Annotated in this window: 14 protein-coding genes; 9 read left to right on the forward strand and 5 right to left on the reverse strand. The window is 66.5% G+C overall.

Annotated features, from left to right (window positions below; genetic code table 11):
* The first annotated feature begins 5 nt into the window (after positions 1–5).
* The gene (locus RN743_RS14380; protein ID WP_310780838.1) at positions 6–866 is read left to right on the forward strand and encodes an SDR family oxidoreductase; all 861 of its coding nucleotides are present in this window, start codon (positions 6–8) and stop codon (positions 864–866) included.
* Positions 867–876: 10 nt separating this feature from the next.
* Here the strand turns inward: RN743_RS14380 and RN743_RS14385 are convergent, their stop codons facing one another.
* The gene (locus RN743_RS14385) at positions 877–2,250 is read right to left on the reverse strand and encodes a MiaB/RimO family radical SAM methylthiotransferase (RefSeq protein WP_310780839.1); all 1,374 of its coding nucleotides are present in this window, start codon (positions 2,248–2,250) and stop codon (positions 877–879) included.
* Between the two features lie 254 nt (positions 2,251–2,504).
* Here RN743_RS14385 and RN743_RS14390 point away from each other — a divergent pair, with 254 nt between their 5' ends.
* Positions 2,505–2,912: a hypothetical protein gene (locus tag RN743_RS14390; protein WP_310780840.1), complete on the forward strand. Its 408-nt coding sequence runs from the start codon at positions 2,505–2,507 to the stop codon at positions 2,910–2,912.
* Between the two features lie 143 nt (positions 2,913–3,055).
* Complete coding sequence (locus RN743_RS14395) at positions 3,056–4,090, forward strand: class I fructose-bisphosphate aldolase (protein ID WP_310780842.1); 1,035 nt, start codon at positions 3,056–3,058, stop codon at positions 4,088–4,090.
* A 43-nt stretch (positions 4,091–4,133) separates the two neighbouring features.
* On the opposite strand, the gene hutF is transcribed toward RN743_RS14395, so the two are convergent.
* Positions 4,134–5,525 carry a formimidoylglutamate deiminase gene (gene hutF, locus RN743_RS14400; RefSeq protein WP_310780844.1) on the reverse strand — a complete coding sequence of 464 codons (1,392 nt, stop codon included), beginning with the start codon at positions 5,523–5,525 and terminating at the stop codon, positions 4,134–4,136.
* 114 nt (positions 5,526–5,639) lie between these two features.
* Between hutF and RN743_RS14405 the strand changes: the two genes are divergently transcribed.
* From RN743_RS14405 to RN743_RS14430, 6 genes are all read left to right on the forward strand, one after another.
* A complete protein-coding gene (locus tag RN743_RS14405; protein WP_310780845.1) occupies positions 5,640–8,990 on the forward strand; it encodes a carboxypeptidase regulatory-like domain-containing protein in 3,351 nt (1,116 codons plus the stop codon).
* A gap of 59 nt (positions 8,991–9,049) precedes the next feature.
* Positions 9,050–11,509 (forward strand): choice-of-anchor B family protein, encoded by a 2,460-nt coding sequence (locus RN743_RS14410; RefSeq protein ID WP_310780846.1) that lies wholly within the window; start codon positions 9,050–9,052, stop codon positions 11,507–11,509.
* Between the two features lie 459 nt (positions 11,510–11,968).
* Positions 11,969–12,562 (forward strand): HNH endonuclease signature motif containing protein, encoded by a 594-nt coding sequence (locus RN743_RS14415; protein ID WP_310780848.1) that lies wholly within the window; start codon positions 11,969–11,971, stop codon positions 12,560–12,562.
* Positions 12,563–12,671: 109 nt separating this feature from the next.
* On the forward strand, positions 12,672–13,658 hold the full coding sequence (gene dcm, locus RN743_RS14420; RefSeq protein WP_310780849.1) for a DNA (cytosine-5-)-methyltransferase: 987 nt from the start codon (positions 12,672–12,674) through the stop codon (positions 13,656–13,658).
* Positions 13,655–14,497, forward strand: coding sequence for an NgoMIV family type II restriction endonuclease (locus RN743_RS14425; RefSeq protein WP_310780851.1), 843 nt, complete (start codon positions 13,655–13,657; stop codon positions 14,495–14,497). Before dcm ends, RN743_RS14425 begins: the two co-directional genes overlap by 4 nt.
* Positions 14,498–14,506: 9 nt before the next feature.
* Complete coding sequence (locus RN743_RS14430; protein WP_310780853.1) at positions 14,507–14,947, forward strand: very short patch repair endonuclease; 441 nt, start codon at positions 14,507–14,509, stop codon at positions 14,945–14,947.
* Positions 14,948–15,004: 57 nt separating this feature from the next.
* Here RN743_RS14430 and RN743_RS14435 read toward each other — a convergent pair whose 3' ends face one another.
* From RN743_RS14435 to RN743_RS14440, 3 genes are read right to left on the reverse strand one after another with little or no spacing between them, the layout of a single operon-like run.
* Positions 15,005–15,520, reverse strand: coding sequence for a TIR domain-containing protein (locus RN743_RS14435; protein WP_310780855.1), 516 nt, complete (start codon positions 15,518–15,520; stop codon positions 15,005–15,007).
* Between the two features lie 2 nt (positions 15,521–15,522).
* Positions 15,523–16,125 (reverse strand): 7-cyano-7-deazaguanine synthase, encoded by a 603-nt coding sequence (locus tag RN743_RS16060; protein ID WP_343219047.1) that lies wholly within the window; start codon positions 16,123–16,125, stop codon positions 15,523–15,525.
* The gene (locus RN743_RS14440; protein WP_310780857.1) at positions 16,116–16,805 is read right to left on the reverse strand and encodes a hypothetical protein; all 690 of its coding nucleotides are present in this window, start codon (positions 16,803–16,805) and stop codon (positions 16,116–16,118) included. The genes RN743_RS16060 and RN743_RS14440 overlap by 10 nt, the downstream gene beginning before the upstream one ends.
* Positions 16,806–17,718: the final 913 nt, after the last annotated feature.

Below are 17,718 nucleotides of genomic sequence, written 5' to 3' on the forward strand. Positions count from 1 at the left end.
AGACCATGGACGGAGCATCGGGAGCCGGCGCGCTCTTCGCGCCGGATGTCCTCGCGGGCCGCACGGCGCTCATCACGGGCGGCGGGAGCGGCATCGGATACGGGATCGCGGAGTGCCTCGCGGCGGCCGGCGCCTCCGTGGGCGTATTCAGCCGCAACGAGGAGCGGGTCGTGCGGGCGGCGGAACGCCTCGCCTCGACGCACGGGGTGCGGACGCTCCCGACGGTCGGGGACGTGCGCGAACCGGCGGCGCTCGAAGCGGCGGTGCGCGAGACCCGGGACGCGCTCGGGTCGATCGACATCCTCGTGAACAACGCGGCGGGCAATTTCTACGCGCCGACGGCCGAGCTGTCGCCGAACGGCTGGCGCGCCGTGGTGGAGATCGACCTGTTCGGCACCTTCCACGCCTGCCGCGCGGTCTACCCCGTCATGGCCGAGCAGGGGTACGGGCGCATCGTGTCGATCTCGATGACCATTCACTACCGGGGCTGGCCCCTCATGGCCCACGCGACGGCGGCGAAGGCGGGGGTGGACGCCCTGACCCGAACGCTCGCCATCGAGTGGGCGCGGGACGGAATCAACGTGAACGCCGTGGCGCCCGGTCCGATCCCGACGGAGGGCGTGAAGAAGGCGTTCGAGGCTCCCCCGAGCGACGAAGTCGACATGTTCGGCGTGCGCTCCGGCGCCGGGTTCGCGGAGCGCTTCATCCCGGCGGGGCGGCTGGGGCACCCGCACGACATCGGGCAGATGATCGCCTTCCTTTGCTCGCCTGCGGGAGACTGGATCACGGGCACGGTGATCGTCGTCGACGGCGGCGAGTCGCTCGTGAGTCCGCGCACCATCCCCGGCGGACGCTCGGAGAGCTGAGGCGCGGACCTCAGACCGTGGCCGCCGACGGCTGGACGGCAGCGGCCGTTCGCGCGTTGGCTGGCACCTCGGCCGTCAGCCGGTCGGCGCGCCCCCGCAGGCGCGCGGCGAAGCGATCGCCGGGGGTCGCTCGGCCGAGAAGATCGACCCGCAGGTAGTCGCCGGTCACGCCGGCAACGCGGTCGTCCCGGCCCTCCACGACGATGTCGGCCATCGTACCCACGCGCGTTTCGGCATAGGCCCGGCCCTTGCGGAGGCCGAGGTCCCGCAGCGTTCGCGAGCGGGCCGCCGCCACGTCTCCGGGTATCCGGTCCGGGAGACTCGCCGCCACGGTTCCGTCTCGCACCGAATAGGGGAACACATGCAGGTAGGTGTAGGGCAACTCCTCCACGAGCGCCCGCGTCTCCTCGAACTCCTCCTCCCCCTCTCCCGGGAACCCGACGATGATGTCCGCGCCGAGACCGAACGCGCCGGAATCGGCCGCGCCGAGGCGCTCGGCGATCGCGAGCACGCGGGCACGATACGCCTCCCGCGTGTGCCAGCGGCGCATGAGACGAAGCACCCGGTCGGACCCGCTCTGCAGCGGCACGTGCAGGTGGGGCGCCAGCTGTCCGTCCGCCGCCGCGAGCAGATCCACGAGCCGGTCGTCGATCTCCGTCGCCTCGATGGAGGAGAGGCGGAACCGGGCGGGGACGTCCTCGAGCAGCCGTTCGCACAGCGTGGCGAGGCTGACGGGGGTGTCGGGACCGCCGCGCCGGGGCTCAGGATCGAGATCCTTCCCGTAATGGCCGATGTGGATCCCCGTGATCACGAGTTCCGGGTGCGCGCGCGCGAGGGTCGCGGCCTCCGCCACCACCTCGTCGACCGGGCGCGAGACCGAGGCGCCGCGCGCGATCCGGGTCGCGCAGAACGAACATTTTCGATCGCACCCGTCCTGAATCTTCAGCCAGGCGCGGGTGCCGCGCGCATTGCGCCGCAGGGGGGCGAACGAAGCCTCCGAGCCGCCGGCGGTGACGGCATCGGCCGTGGCGAAGTCTCCCAGTTGCGGCAGGAGTTGCGCGACGGCGGCGGGGTCGTGTCCGGGCACGACGCCATTCGCCTCTTCCAGCGCGCGGTACTCGGCTTCACGGAAGGAGGTTGAACAGCCGGCGACGATGATGCGGAGATCCGGACGCTCGCGGCGCAGGCGGCGCACGAGTCGCCTCGCGTTGGCGTCCGCCTGGTTCGTCACGGTGCACGTGTTGATCACGGCGACATCCGCCGCGTCCGCGTGGAGAGCGGTCTCCGCGCCGCGGAGTTCCAGTTCCTGGCGGATGCGTTCGGTGTCGTACTGGTTCGCCTTGCACCCGAAGGTATGGAACCAGACGGAAGGTCTGCCGTTCACGTCGTTCACGTCGCCGGGCCGTGTCGCTCGCGAGGGGGTTCACACGTTCTCTCTTGTAAGATCGGTGCAGCGCGAATGAGACGCTACGGCAGTCCGTGGCAAACCCCGCGTCGGCGCCGGGTGGACTGCACCCCGCTCCGATGTATCTTTCCGGAGGTTTATCGTCCGGCCGAACGAGGCGCGGACCGTGCGCGGACCCGGCAGTCGCGGCGCGGCCCGGCACAGCGGCCATGGAGGAATGCAAGATGTGGTGCGTGAAACAGAAGCGGTATGCCATCTTCGCCGTCGTGGCGATCGGATTGTCGCTGGCGGCGTGCGGTGACAGCGACCCCGTAGTTCCGGAGCCCACGTTCGAGAGCCCGTCCACGGTGCGCGTGGTCAACCGGCTGCTCGGCCCGGTGATCTACTTCTTCGCGCGACCGTGCGGAACGTCGGACTGGGGCTCGGATCTCTTCGGCACCGACCATCCCGTCGAGGGGACGATCCAGCCGGGCGGCCAGCGGGACTTCACGGTCGAGGCCGGCTGCTATGACTTCCGGGCGGTGCACCTGGAAACGACCGAGCCGGGTCCCGGCATCGAGAAGATGATCTTCAACCAGTCGGCCACGCCGGTCACGCCGGTGGTCTGGACGCTCGAGGACGATCCCGTCGACCCGACCTGACCCGCAGCCCTGTTCCGTTCCGGCGTCCGGGGGGCGTCGCGGGGGCAACCCCGTTGACGCCCCTCTTCATGTCCCGGAATATCCGACGCGTGGATCGCGTCCAACACTGAAGTCCGGCCCGGAATGAGGGCGGAGGAACCGTTATGAGGGAGCAGCTCGTCCAGGTGGCGGAAGACATGGGGGCCAAGGGCAAAGGGATCCTGGCCGCCGACGAAAGCTCGGGAACGATCCGGAAGCGTTTCGACGGCATCGGCGTCGAATCGACCGAGGAGAACCGGCGCGACTACCGGGAACTGCTCTTCCGGACGAGCGATGCGCTGAGCGAGTGCATCTCGGGCGTCATCCTGTTCGACGAGACGCTGCGGCAGGCGGCGGCCGACGGCACGCCGCTCGTCCAGCTTCTCTCCGATGCCGGGTCGATCCCGGGGATCAAGATCGACAGGGGGGCGCATGACCTCGCGGGGGCGCCGGGCGAAAAGGTGACCGAAGGACTCGACGGGCTGCGCGAGCGGCTGGCGGAGTACTACGAACTCGGGGCGCGGTTCACGAAGTGGCGCGCCGTCATCGACATCGGGCGGGGCGGAGACCGCTCCATCCCGAGCGCCTACTGCATCGGGGCGAACGCCCACGCGCTCGCCCGGATGGCGGCGCTCAGCCAGGAGCAGGGACTCGTGCCGATCGTGGAGCCGGAAGTGCTGATGGACGGCGACCACGACATCGACCGCTGCTTCGAGGCGACCGAAGCCACGCTCAAGCAGGTGTACATGGCCCTCTTCCACCAGCGCGTGCTGCTGGAAGGCTCGGTCCTGAAGCCCAACATGGTGCTGTCGGGCAAGCTGTGCGCCGATCAGGCGGGGGCCGAGGAGGTCGCCGAGAAGACGGTGCGCTGCCTGAAGCGGGCGGTGCCTGCGGCGGTTCCGAGCATCGTCTTCCTGTCGGGAGGGCAGTCGGACATCGAGGCCACCGCCCACCTGAACGCGATGAACGCGGGGTTCGACACGCCGTGGAACCTCAGCTTCTCGTACGGGCGGGCGCTGCAGGCCGCGCCGCTGCAGGCCTGGGGTGGTGCCGCCGAGAACGGCATGGCGGCGCAGGCGGCGTTTGCGCACCGCGCGCGCATGAACGGCCTCGCGACGCGCGGCGAGTGGTCGATGGAGCTGGAGCGGGCGGCCGCCTGAGCACCGCCTGAACGCGGACGGGGGGCCGGGTACTAAGCCGGCGTCAGATCGCCCGCCGGATCTCCCGCATCGCCTGCCCGAAAGCGGATCGGATCTCGGCCTCGCCCGCCATCGAGCCACGCTCGACGCGTCGTTCGCCCGCGACGTACACCGCCTCGATGTCCCGCTCGTCGCCCGCCACGAGCCACGCGTCCATGAGGGTCTCCCAATCGTGTCCCAGGGTGTGCGGACCTTCCCGGTCCAGGACGACGAAGTCCGCCCGGTAACCGGGTTCGATTCGCCCCAGCCGTGCCGGCGGGCCAACGCCGCCCGCCGGGCCGGATCGGGCCGCCGCCGCCTCGCCGCCGCCCTCCGCGAGCCACGACCAGACGACCGGCCCGGTGCCCGCTTCGGTGGCCAGACGGGCCCTTCTGCGATCCCGCAGGCGCTGCCCGTATTCGAGTTGCCGCGCCTCCTCGATGGCGGAGATGCGGACATTCGCGTCGGAGCCGACGGCGGCCGCGCCACCGGCGAGGAAGTGCTCGCGGGCGGGAAAGATCCCGTCCCCCAAGTGGGCCTCCGTGATCGGGCACAGGACGACCCGCGCACCCGCGCTCCAGAGCCGGTTGCGCTCCGCCTCCGTGGTGTGCGTCGCATGGACGAGACTCCAGCGCGGGCCCAGTTCGACGGTGTCCGCGAGGAGATCGACCGGCGTGTAGCCGCGCACCGCGAGACATTCCTCGACCTCGAGTTCCTGCTCGCTGATGTGGATGTGCAGGGGCGCTTCGGGACCCAGCGTCGCGTCGACCGCCGCCACGAGTTCGGCGAGGTCGGCCGTGGGCACCGCGCGGAGAGAGTGCGGCGCCACGCCGGCCACCGCGGGGCCCAGCGCCTCGACCGTGGCCATGAACTCGTCCACCGAGTCGTGCGCGAAGCGGCGCTGTCCGGCGTGAGGCGCGGCTCCGTCGAAACCGGAGGTCCGGTAGTAGACGGGCAGGAGACTGATGGGAAGGCCGACCTCCGCGGCCGCCGCGAGCACGGCCTGCGTCGTCTCGGGACCGCGCGCGCCGTCCGGACCGTGGTGCAGATAGTGGAACTCCACCACGTGCGTGAAGCCGGCGCGCAGCATGCGGGCGTACCCGTGCCGGGCGACGGCGAACAGTTGCTCCGGGGTGATGGAGTTGGCGAGCCGGTACATGGCCCGGCGCCAACTCCAGAAGGAATCGTCCCCCCGCGCCTCCTCGCCGAAGCCGGCCAGTGCGCACTGGAAGATGTGCGAGTGCGCGTTCGGCATGCCGGGGACCGCGAGCCCTCCGTCCCGGGGGACGTCGCCGGCGCGAGTCGCCCGGATCGCGCGGATCGTTCCGTCCGGCGCGATCTCGATCGACCGGTCCCGCTCGAGACCTCCGGGGCCCAGAATCGCGCGAAAGCTCAGCGTGCGGCTCGTGGTACTCACGGCTCCGACAATACGCCGCGGCCGTTCGGCGCGGGTAGCCCACCGATACACCATCCGCCCTCCAGGCGTTATTTCATTGAGGCCGTGGCAAGATCATCCAAAAGGAGAATCGCCTTGAGTCGCCTTGTCGGCGTTGCGTTGATCGGCCTGCTCGCGGGCCTCGCGGTCCCTCCGTCCATCGTCTCCGCTCAGGGGGTCACGACCGCCGGCGTGGCGGGGCGCGTGATCGACGCCGATGGAGCCCCGGTGGCCGGGGCGCGGGTCGAGTTTCGACATACCCGGACCGGCGCCACCCACGCCGTCCTGAGCGACGAACTGGGTCGTTTCAGCCTTGCCAATCTTCGGCCCGGCGGGCCGTACACGCTGGAGGTCGGGCGCATCGGACTCAGCCCGGTGACGCGGGAGGGCCTGACGCTCATCGCCGGACAGCGGCTGCGGCTCGAGGTTCAACTCTCCGAGACGGCGGTTCCGCTGCCCGAACTCTCCGTCCGCGTCGAGACGGACCCGGAGTTCGACCCCACCCGCATGGGCGCGACGACCGTCGTCAACCGGGAGGCGATCGAGGCCCTGCCCACGATATCACGGGATTTCACGGGGTTCGCCCGACTGTCGCCGCTGGTGGCGATCGACGAGATGGGCACGTCGGTGGCGGGATCCAACATCCGCTTCAACAACATCCAGGTCGACGGCGCCCTCAACCAGGACGTTTTCGGCCTGTCGCCGACCGGCGTGGCCGGGGGACAGGCGAGCGGGCGCGTGATTCCGCTCGCGGCGATCGAGGAGCTCCAGGTGCTCACGGCGCCGTACGACGTCCGCCAGTCCGGGTTTACCGGCGGCGTCCTCAACGCCGTGACCCGGACGGGGTCCAACGAGTTCGGTGGATCGGCGTTCGGATTCTTCCGCAACGACGCGCTGGTCGGCGATGCGCTGATCGGCGGCCACCTGCGGGAGCCGGGTGAGCTGGACAACGTGTTCGCGGGCTTCGATGTCGGCGGTCCCATCGTGCGGGACCGGCTGCACTTCTTTGTCGCCGGGGAGTTCGAGGGCCGCGAGCGGCCGCCCGATGGGTTCACGGTGGGCGTGGACGACATCGTCCGGACGAAGCTCGACCCGGATTCCATTGGGCGCGTCTCGAGACTTCTCAGGGGCTACGGCGCGGATGCCGGTGAAGCGGGCCTGTACACGCTGGAGAACAATCTGGCGAACGTGTTCGCACGCTTCGACGCGCGTCCCGACGCCAACAACTCCCTCATGCTGCGCTACAACTTCGCCTACGCGGCGGACGATCCCGCGACCAACCGCCTGCCGGGCGACGTGTACGAAATGTCGTCCACCGGCACTCGAATCGAGTCGCGCAACCAGTCGATCGGCGCGCAATGGCTGTCCGCCCCGAGCCCCACACTGTCGAACGACCTCATGGTGAACGTGCAATTCCTGCGCGATCGGGAGACGGCGAACGCGCTCTTCCCGCGCGTCGAGGTCCGACTCCAGGGGGGCGTCCCCGGGGCCGGGTTCCGGAGGGAAGTGCGGGCGGGTTCGAACTATTCGGGCCCGGACGGCGAACTCGATCAGAACATCCTGCAGATCTCGAACGCGCTAACCCTGGTTCTCGGGAACCACCACATTACCCTGGGCGGCGGGTTCGAACGGTTTTCGATCCGTCGCGAGTATCTGCCCGGAAGCCTCGGCAGCTACTACTTCAACTCGGCCGAAGACCTGGAGGCGAACACGCCGAGCGAGTATGTGATCCACGTCCCTCTCGCGGAGGACGCGGGCGCCGCGCGGTTTTCGGTGAACCAGCTCTCCGCCTTCGTCCAGGAGGAGGCGCGGATCGGCGACCGGTTGAACGTGCGGCTCGGCGTGCGCATGGACGTGCCTCTGATGCCGGACGCGCCGGCCCACAATCCGGCGGTGGAGAGTTCGTTCGGCCTCGATACGAGCGAGTTGCCGAGCGGGACCGTCATGTTCTCGCCGCGGGCCGGTTTCAACCTGGGTCTCGGCGCGGACCGCGGCACGCAGATCCGGGGCGGCATGGGGCTGTTCACCGGGCGGCCGCCGTTCGCGTGGCTGGCGAACGCGTATCAGAACACGGGTCTCTCCTCCGTCTTCCTGACGTGCCGGCGGCGGAATCTCGGGGTTCCCGATCCGGAGATCGTTCCGATCTTCGATCCGCGGGCCCCATCCCCGACGGCATGCGCCGATGGATCGGGGGGCGACTTCGGCGTTCCCACCGTGACGGCCTTCGACCCCGACTTCCGGTTCCCCCGCGACTTCAAGGCCTCGTTCGGGATCGACCAGCGCCTGCCGGCGGGATTCGTGTTGTCGCTCGAGGGGATCTACACGCGCGCCGTGAACCAGATCGCGTTCGAGGACCTGAATATCGGACCCGCCATCCCCGATAGTGAACGTACGGAGGAGAACGGATTCACATACGGATTCGGGTACGGGACCCGCCAGGTGTTCGGGGACCCGGGGGACGGCAGCGAGTTCGTCGACCCGCCCCCCGGAGAGCCGCCGGACGCCCGGGAGCCGATTTTCATTCCGCGGCGGGTGAACGAGGCGTTCGCGCAGGTCATCAGGATCGGCGACCGGGCGCGGAACTTCTCGTACGCGGTGAGCGCCCGGCTGCGCAAGCAGTTCGGGGATCGGCTGTCAGTGGACGTCGGTTACGCGTACAACCGCTCTTCGGATGTGCAGAGCCTCGCTTCGCTCGATGCGATCGCGAACTACGGGTTCACGGCGGTCTCGGGCGATCCGAACGACCCGCTGCGCCAGGCTTCGCTCTTCGACCGGCCGCATCGGCTCGTGGCGAGCGCGACGGCCGCCCTGCCCCGGCTGCTGGGAGGCGGGAGGCTATCGCTGCTGTACGTAGGGCAGTCCGGCAGGCCGTACTCCTACGTCTACGCCGACGACATCAACGGCGACACGTATCCCGGATTCGGTCGGGCTCTCGACCTCGCCAACGATCTGATCTACGTGACGGCGGGCGGATTCGACTTCCCCGGAGGAGGGCAGGCCCCGATCAGCGGAATCCTGTTCGAGCAGCTCATGTTGCAGGAACCCTGCCTCCTGGAGAACCGGCGACGGATCCTGAACCGGAACGCGTGCCGGACGCCGTGGTCGAATGAACTTGATCTCCGGTTCAGCCAGCCCTTCCGACTGGGCGGGGCGGAAGTGGCGCTGACGCTCGACGTACTCAACGTCCTGAACCTGGTCGACAGCGCGTGGGGGCATGTCCAGACCGTGAACCCGATCGTAAGACTGCTCAGCGTCGAAGACCGTATCGAAGACGACTTCGACCTGACCAACATGACGCCCGAACCGGACGACCCGCTCCGGGCGCGCTACGCGGGCCCCCTCCAGTTCGGAGACACCGGCGGTGTCCGCGCCGCGGTGCCCTACCTGCCGCAGATCGGCGCCTCGCAGTGGCAGGCCCAGTTCGGCATCGCCATCCGCTTCCGCTAGACGCGGCGGCGGCGATACGTTCGGGCGCTCGATCCCCTGAACCCCCGGGAGTCCGTACCATGCGATCACGCAATCTCGCTCTTCTCGTTTCCCTGCTTCCCTTCGTTGCGGCGCTGGCGGCGCCGGGGGCGGCGCAGACTCATGCGGGCGGCCTGGACGATGCCGCCGGGGCCCCGATCATCGGCTTCGGGGCGGCGGCCGCGGTTTCCGGGGACGAGATCTTCGTCTCGCGGCCCGGCGAGTTCGCGGCGTTCCCGATGCCGGGCTCCGAACCCGGCAGCGTGCACATATTCCGGCGTGGCGGGGACGGCTGGGTGGAGGTCGCCACGATACCGGCCCCGAGCGGCGTGTACGGGGACGGCTTCGGCGAGGCGCTGGCCGTCGAGGGCGACATCCTCGTGGTCGGCGCCCCGAAGGAGAACGAGAGCCGGGGAGCGGCGTACGTCTTCGTCCGCGAAGGCACCATGTGGAGTTCCTGGGAACGGCTGGAGGCCCCGGACGCGATGCCGGGAGACGCCTTCGGTTCCTCGGTCGCCGTGGGGGCCGGGGGCCAGTTCGGGGTGATCGGCGCTCCGGGGCGCGGCGCCAGCGGTTCGGTGTTCGCCTACGTGCAGTCCGACATGGGGCTGACGTCTGTCGAACTGACCGGGTCCGACGCCCCGGCGGACGCCCGTTTCGGGGCGGCCGTCAGCGTCGAGGGCGATCTGGCCCTCGTGGGCGCGCCCGGGCCGTTTGCGCTCAGCCAGTTCACACCGCCCGCGCCACCGCAGGCGGGGACCGGCTACCTGTTCCGCCGCAGCGGCACCGAATGGGATGAGGTCGCCCGGCTGACCCCGGCCGGCGGCATGGTGGCCGGCCTGTCCGCGGTGCTCATGGAGGGAGACGCATACCTCGGCTCTCCGCTCGCCAACCAGGCGCAGGGCTCCGTCTTCCGGTTCGCGGCGGACGACGATGGGACGTGGTCGCAGACGGGGTCGATCGCGGCTGCGTCGCCGTCTCCGGCGGCCTTCTTCGGCTATGCCCTCGCCGGGGCGGGCGGGCGACTCGTGGTCGGGGCGCCGGGCACAAACGCCTTCGCGGGCGCGGCGCACGTCCTCCGGGCAGGGGACGACGGCGCGTGGAGCGAGGAGACTTTGCTGGAAGGCGAAACCCGCGGGCTCATGGGCTTCATGGGCAACGCGGTGGCCGGAGGTGACGGCCTCGCCGTGGTCGGGGCGCCCGGCTCCGAGTTCTTCGAGGGCATCGGCTTCGTGTTCGAGCGCGACGCGGGCGGCACGTGGAGCGAGGCCGCTCCCATCCATGAGACCGAACTGGGCCTGGCCGCCGTCAGGGGCGAAGAGATGCGATGCTCGGACGACGGGACGGTCGCCGGCTTCGATTGCTCCGAGGTGGACCTCGTCTCCTTCCTCCCGGCCCGGGAAGTCGGGGGCGCGCGCGGGATCATGGTCAGCGACATCTGGGGCTGGGTGGATCCGCAGACGGGCCGCGAGTACGCGATCCTCGGACGGTTCGACGGTACCTCCTTCATCGACGTGACCGACGCCGGGAATCCCATCTATCTCGGGAACCTCCCCCTCACCGAGGGCGCGATGCCCAACCTGTGGCGGGACATGAAGGTCCATGCCGACCACACCTTCATCGTGGCGGACAACGCCGGCGAACACGGGATGCAGGTCTTCGATCTCAGGCGGCTGCGGGACGTGACCAATCCCCCGGTGGATTTCGACGAGGACGCCCACTACGCCGAATTCGCCTCCGCGCACAACATCGTCATCAACGAGGCGTCGGGCTTCGCCTACGTGGTCGGCGGCAGCGGTGGCGGCGAGACCTGCGGCGGCGCGCTGCACATGGTGGACATCCGCGATCCGCGGAACCCGACCTTCGCCGGCTGTTTCGCGGACCCCGAGACGGGGAACGCCGGATCGGGCGGCTATACGCACGACGCGCAGTGCGTCATCTACGAGGGCCCCGACGAGGATCACGTCGGCAGGGAGGTGTGCTTCAACGCGAGCGCGACGAAGCTCGGCATCGGAGACGTGACCGACAAGAACAACCCGACGCCGATCTCGAACGCCGCCTATCCGAACGTGGCCTACTCCCACCAGGGGTGGCTGTCGGAGGACCAGCGCTACTTCTACCTGAACGACGAACTCGACGAACTGTCGGGCGGGACGACCGGTACGCGGACGCTCGTGTGGGACGTGGCGGATCTGGACGATCCGGTGCTCGTGCGGGAGTTCGTGCAGGACAACGCGGCGTCGGACCACAACCTCTACATCCGCGACAACCTCATGTACCAGTCGAACTACGTGAGCGGTCTCCGGATCTTCGACATCTCCGACCCGGAGAACCCCGTGCCGGCCGGCTTCTTCGACACGGTGCCGGGCAGCCCGGACGCGCCGGGCTTCGCGGGATCCTGGAGCAACTACCCGTTCTTCCCCTCCGGGAACATCATCGTGTCCAGCATGCGCGAGGGCCTGTTCGTGCTCAGGAAGCGGGAGCCCGCCCTCGTGCCTTAGCGGGCGGAACGACCGGTCCCACGATGCCGACGACGGTCACGGTGCCCTGCAGCTCCTTCTGCGGGTACTCCGTCCGGCTTTGGCGCGGGGGCCGCAGTTCAGCGACTGGTCGCCCATTCTTGAGGATGACGACGGGTTCCCCCGTCTCGCAGACGCGATCCAGGACAGCGAAGCAGCGGGTCTTGAAGTCAGATGCGGCGATCGTTTCCATGTGATTTCCGATGGGATTCGTGCGAACGGGCCAACCGTCCGTGGCCGGGATGCAGGTCTCCAGGCTTCGCAGATTGCTCGCGCCACACGGACACTCCTCCTATTCTTATCGAGGTTTCCTGCGGAGGGAAGAGAAGCTGCCCTGCTCGGGTCCCCACGGTAGGAGAAACGAATGCTCTGGGCACTCAAAGCTACTGGTGTTCCACCATTCCGTACGTCTCGAACCTCAGAAGGACGATCCCCCCAACCATGCCACGGCTGAGTTCCAGGGCCGCTCTTGCGGCTTACCTGCGTGATCATGTCGGGGAGGTCGTCGAATCCGCCGACCTACAGGCTGCTGCCAACCACGCGCTGCAGTACTCGCGCCGCTTGCGCGAACTACGCCAAGAGGGCTGGAAGATCAGTTCTCATCTTGACCGCGCCGACCTCAAGCCGGGGCAGTATGTGCTCGAGGAACTGCCACCCGACGAGCCTCCCTATCGTTTCGCGCATTCCATCCCTTCGTCGCTCCGAGCACAAGTCTTGGAACGAAACGGGTATACGTGTCAGATGTGCGGGGCGGGGGCAAGTGATCTGGACGAACGCGCTGGAGGTCGGCCAACGAAATTGCAAGTGGGCCACATCACCGACTTGAGCCATGGCGGGCAGAATACCCTGTCGAATCTTCGAGCCCTGTGCAGCACGTGCAATCAGGGAGCAAAGAACCTCGTGCAAGAGCCGCCGAGCTGGGTCTGGCTGCTCAGCCAACTCCGGCGTGCGACAAGAGACGACCAACGCCAGGCGCTCGATTGGCTCAGGAACAAGTTCGACGAACCTGCTCGCCGCCGCAGCGAGGTAGATTAGGAGACGGGGCCGTTTGAACCTCAAGGGGTGTTGACAGCCGGTTGATGAGCGCCGGAAGATTGGTAACGTGAGACGTAACTCGGGGGGCTAATCGGGAGGAGAGGCGGGATTGCCGACGGTTCTTGAGATTTGTGCGGGGGGCGGGGGTCAGGCGCTGGGGCTTGAGAACGCCGGTTTCGAGGCGGTGGGGTTGGTCGAGAACGACCACTACGCTTGCGCGACGCTCCGAAGGAACCGGCCGGCCTGGCCGGTTTTTGAAACCGATGTTCGGAGGCTCGACCCAGAAGGATTCCGAGGTGTGGACCTTGTTGCCGGGGGCGTACCCTGTCCTCCCTTTTCGGTCGCCGGGAAACAGCTCGGAGGCGAGGATGAACGGGATCTCTTCCCGGCTGCACTGCACCTGGTCGAACAACTCGACCCTGGTGGGGTTTTGCTCGAGAACGTGGCAGGCTTCGCTTCACGTCGCTTTATCGCGTACCGACGGGCCCTGATCTCTCGTTTGGACGGGCTGGGATACTGGGTGGATGCGAGCATCGTGAACGCCCGCGATTTCGGCGTACCGCAGTTGCGGCCGCGGTTCATTCTCGTGGCTGTGAAGAAGCACCTCGCACACTTCTTCGCGTGGCCCTCATCGACCACACCCGGCGCGTCCGTCGGTGAGGTACTCGTCGATCTGATGGCCTCACGAGGCTGGCCGGGAGCAGCCGAGTGGGCCGCGGGAGCAGACGACATCGCGCCCACACTGGTTGGAGGCTCGAAGAAGCATGGCGGTGCGGACCTCGGACCGACCAGGGCTAGGGCCGCGTGGAAGCGACTTGGCGTCAACGGGCTATCACTTGCGGATGCCCCTCCGGGCCCCGACTTCCCCGTAGGGACGATGCCGCGGCTGACGGTCCGCATGGCGGCACGCATCCAAGGCTTCCCCGACACATGGCGTTTCGAGGGAGGCAAGACCGCCGCTTACCGGCAAGTGGGCAACGCATTGCCACCACCTGTCGCCGAAGCCGTCGGTCGATCGCTCCGAGCGGCCCTGTTGCGGCAGGAACCTGACCTCAGCGCCGAAGAGCAGTTGGTACTTCGATACCAAACCGCATGACAAAGGAGATTCTTCATGCGGCCCGCCAAGGCCTGCACCGGCGGTTACAAGAAAAACTCTGGTCGCTGCAAGACGGGATAGCGAGCAATTCGGACAAGGACAGCCCGACAAGCGTCTCAATCGGGCGCACCTTGGCGGAGACGCTAGGCGTTCCTTCGGGAAAGCCTCGCCTCAGGGGATCGGCCGCAGGCGCCGAGTTCGAAAGGCAGACCGTTGATTTCCTTCGGGCTACTTTTCCGGCCCTGCATCACCTTCGGCCGGGTCACTGGGAGATTGAGCCCGGCTCCGCCATCGCCAAGTTCGAGCAGTACTCCCACCTCGACGCTCTCAAGGAAGCGGCGGCCGGCAACGCCGCGCTTGCTGCGGTTCTGGGCAGTGATTACACGATCAAGCCCGACATCGTCATCGCCCGGGCGCCTGAGGAAGATGACCGAATTAACCGAGAAGCCCCCTTCGTTGGAAACGACACCGCCGGACTCACCCCTCTCCGGAGACGGAACAACTCGCAACATCTCTTGCACGCCAGCGTCTCCTGCAAGTGGACGATCCGCAGCGACCGAACTCAAAACTCGCGGGCTGAGGCGTTGAATCTGGTCCGCAACCGGAAGGGTCGAGCACCTCACATCGCGGTCGTAACTGCCGAACCCTTGCCCAGTCGACTCGTTTCAATCGCCATCGGGACCGGCGATATCGACTGCACTTACCATGTAGCGCTTCACGAACTTCGCGAAGTCGTCGAAGCCTTGGAGTTGGACGACGCCCGGGAAACGCTCGACCTAATGGTCCACGGAAAGCGGCTTCGTGATGTGTCAGACTTGCCGCTTGACCTAGCCGTCTGAACCGCTCTCGTGACGGAGTACAACCCCAAGTCCCCTGATGAAATCCACCGCAACATGTCCGCGATTCGAAGCACCGGCGGCAAGACGGAGGTCGCTCTCCGGTCGATCCTCCACCGACGCGGGCTCAGGTTCCGCAAAAACTACCCGAAGCTCCTGGGCCGACCGGACATCGTGTTCATCGGAGCTCGCGTCGCCGTGTTCATCGATGGCGATTACTGGCATGCGCGTGTTCTTCGCGAGCGGGGCCCCGAGGCTCTTGAAGCGCAACTCAAGACGTCGAATCAAGCGTACTGGATCGACAAGTTCACGAAGCGCGTTGTGCGCGACGACCATGTCACTGCCACGCTCCAAAACGAAGGCTGGACGGTGCTGCGGCTCTGGGAATCGGACGTTCGCGCCGACCTCGATCGTTCGGCGGATCTCATCTCCCACACCGTCCGCAGTTCATAACCACCACGCACTCGTTTCTTCAACGCCGTTTACCAGCGTACCAGCAGCTCCACCTGCCTACCTACTCCCTCCCCGTTCCTCCGCCGCCCTTTCCACCGCACGACTCAGGTCACGGTGCCTCCACGGTACGACCCGAATTGCCTTCTCCCCGATAACGGCAGGCATCCTCGCCGGCGGAGCCTTCCCCTGATACATGCCCACGACGCCCTTCCCTAGTCTCAGGCTCTCCCGCACCTCCCAGTCGACCCAACGACTCTCCGCCGTCTCACCCGAAAGAAACACGATCGTTACTGAACATTGCCTAATCCGCTCCCTGATTTTTCGCCGAATATACTCCGCTTCACCGCTGTCGAAGGGCACCTTCACCGACCAATCTTTGAACTCCAGTTCGCTGTTCTCGTTCCTTGCTTGTCCTCTGAGGAGGTTCACCGAATCAAGATCGGTCGAGTTGAAGCTCAAGAACACGTTTCGCTTCTGCCCCTCACCATCCCCCCTCAGAATCCTCTTCGCCTCCCGTTCCAGCCGCCTCAGATCGCTAGGATCGACTCCAGCGCTTCCACCACTTCCCCCCATTTCTAATCCTCCCCTTCTCTCTTGGCATCGGCAATTTCCCGGCACGCGATGCAGCCGCCGCACACCTCCTCCTCGCCCGCATGACACGAGTACGTTTTCGATACCCCCCTTTCCCTGGCCAACCTCAACACGTCTCGCTTTGAGCACCCTATTAGCGGCGCTAGCACCGACACGCTTCTTCCCACAGACAGCCGAATGGCATCTTCTGCGCGGTTGACGAATTCCTCCGTCTGGTCATCAAACAGTCGTCGCCCCGGATCCAATAAACCGAGGGCAACCCCGTCTGCTCCGACCTCGACTGCATACGCCGCCCCCGCAACGAGCAACAAGAGATTTCGACCGGGCTGAAACGCATCTTCGTACACGTGCTGCTTGGGATCCGTTAAGCCGCTCGAGACGAGGCGACCGAAGTCACACAGATCGACCCGCTCTACCGTTGGCAGGCCAAATCGTGCGTGCACGTGCTGACACGCGAACCATTCCAACCTCGCGCTTCTTTGCCCATAGTTCACGAATAACGGGAACAGTTTGATTCCCTCTTCTTGAGCCAGAAGACTCATTACGGTCGAGTCGATTCCACCTGACACCAAGGTTACTATCGCCATAGTGTCGTTTCCCTTTTTGCAGTTCGCACAACCAGCCAGACGGCCATGTCGAATGCCGCCGGCGAATATCCTCGCTTGTCAGCATACGCCATGAACAACTCCTCAAGTCCCTCGTATCGTGACAGCGTGTTTATCGTCCTGACACCCGACTCAATAATACCGATCCAGTGCAAGTACGTGAGGACATGTACGTCTAGTACGGCAAGTCGCCTTGCAAAGCCGATGGTTCTCAAGTACAAGCTTGCCTGCTTCGGCCCTATGCCAGGTATCTCCGCCGCAAACGTCCGCCGTACGTCATCTTCCCCATCACCGTCACCCAGGAGGCCTCGGATAGACCCCCCATCATCATACACACGTTCCGCGGCTCCGCGAATGTGACCTGCCGTTCTCCGAAAAAACCTGTATCCTCTTCCCAGCGACAGCAGTGTCGCGTGTTCGGGTTCGTCGAGTCCACCTCGCCACCGGTCGGCCGACAGGAGCCCAGCTCGACCCAGTCGTCCCAGCGCAGCGTGACTCACCTCCCAGTGAACGCGACTCCCCAAAATACACCAGACAAGTTCCCGCCATAGATCATCCTCGCTATGGCCCTCCCATACCGGCACTGGTCGAATGTCGAGTTCGTGGTAAACAACTCGTATCGCCTCGTCGATCCGCGACAGCTCCCTTCCGGCCTTCCTCATTGCGCCGTGTCCCCCTTCTGGCACGCCTCGAGCAATCGGGTCAGGACCGCCCCTCCGACGTGTTCCCCAAGGAGCGCGTCTAGAGTTCCGGCACTCCGGGCAACCCGTAACCGCCTCATGAACTGGTCGTAAAATCGCAGATTATAAAATAGCGGGTGAATTGCCCACGGCCACTCCGGCCCTGAATCGACCGAACTGCCGTCCTGAAGCAAGTCCCAATGTTCGAACGGGAGCACTCTGCCGGTCTCGTGATCAATCACTTGCCGACACCACTCGAGACCGTCGAAACTGTCCGCTCCTGCTAAGCTGTACGTGATGAGGGACACCGGATGTCCCGTACCCAGGATATGTAGAGGGACATACGCCGGCAGCTCATTCAGAGACAACCGAATGCGCCGTATCATCCCCGCTCGATCGATCAGGCCACGACCGAGCCTTCGTTCGGGCACTGCCAGCATCATGGGTTCGATCGCCTGCGCTGTAAGGTGCACCGCCTCCCGGATAACTGACGGTCGACCATGAACGATTGGAATGACGGTCCCATTTCCGCACTCTTGTGCGCGCACTACACTTTCTTCAACGGCCTCCGCAATTGCCTGAGCTGTCTCGGGCGGGTGGTGGCTATCGTACACAAACCTATAGTCGTGCGGCACCTCGGAGACAACTTCATCGAACGCCGACGCGTCCCACTCCGCGTCCGTCCGCCACTGACCCTCATAGGTTCCGCTGTCCAAAAAGACACCGCCGCCGTTCGTCCGCTGCCGTTGGAGCAACTGTACAACTTGGCGCCGCACTCCATCGGTACACTGCGCCACATCAAATGCGGAGAGCAGGAACGGCCCCCCTCGCCCGACCAGCAACGTCAGACACTCCAACATCGAAGCCTTTGTCCTTATGCTTGACACTGACGGAA

This window comes from Candidatus Palauibacter scopulicola (assembly GCF_947581915.1).
Lineage (GTDB): Bacteria > Gemmatimonadota > Gemmatimonadetes > Palauibacterales > Palauibacteraceae > Palauibacter > Palauibacter scopulicola.

Bases quoted from the DNA above. Each gene is read 5' to 3' on its own strand.
- RN743_RS14380 (WP_310780838.1), top strand. From the start codon at position 6: ATGGACGGAGCATCGGGAGCCGGCGCGCTCTTCGCGCCGGATGTCCTC.
- RN743_RS14395 (WP_310780842.1), top strand. From the start codon at position 3,056: ATGAGGGAGCAGCTCGTCCAGGTGGCGGAAGACATGGGGGCCAAGGGC.
- RN743_RS14410 (WP_310780846.1), top strand. From the start codon at position 9,050: ATGCGATCACGCAATCTCGCTCTTCTCGTTTCCCTGCTTCCCTTCGTT.
- RN743_RS14415 (WP_310780848.1), top strand. From the start codon at position 11,969: ATGCCACGGCTGAGTTCCAGGGCCGCTCTTGCGGCTTACCTGCGTGAT.
- RN743_RS14425 (WP_310780851.1), top strand. From the start codon at position 13,655: ATGACAAAGGAGATTCTTCATGCGGCCCGCCAAGGCCTGCACCGGCGG.
- RN743_RS14435 (WP_310780855.1), bottom strand. From the start codon at position 15,520: ATGGGGGGAAGTGGTGGAAGCGCTGGAGTCGATCCTAGCGATCTGAGG.
- RN743_RS16060 (WP_343219047.1), bottom strand. From the start codon at position 16,125: ATGGCGATAGTAACCTTGGTGTCAGGTGGAATCGACTCGACCGTAATG.
- RN743_RS14440 (WP_310780857.1), bottom strand. From the start codon at position 16,805: ATGAGGAAGGCCGGAAGGGAGCTGTCGCGGATCGACGAGGCGATACGA.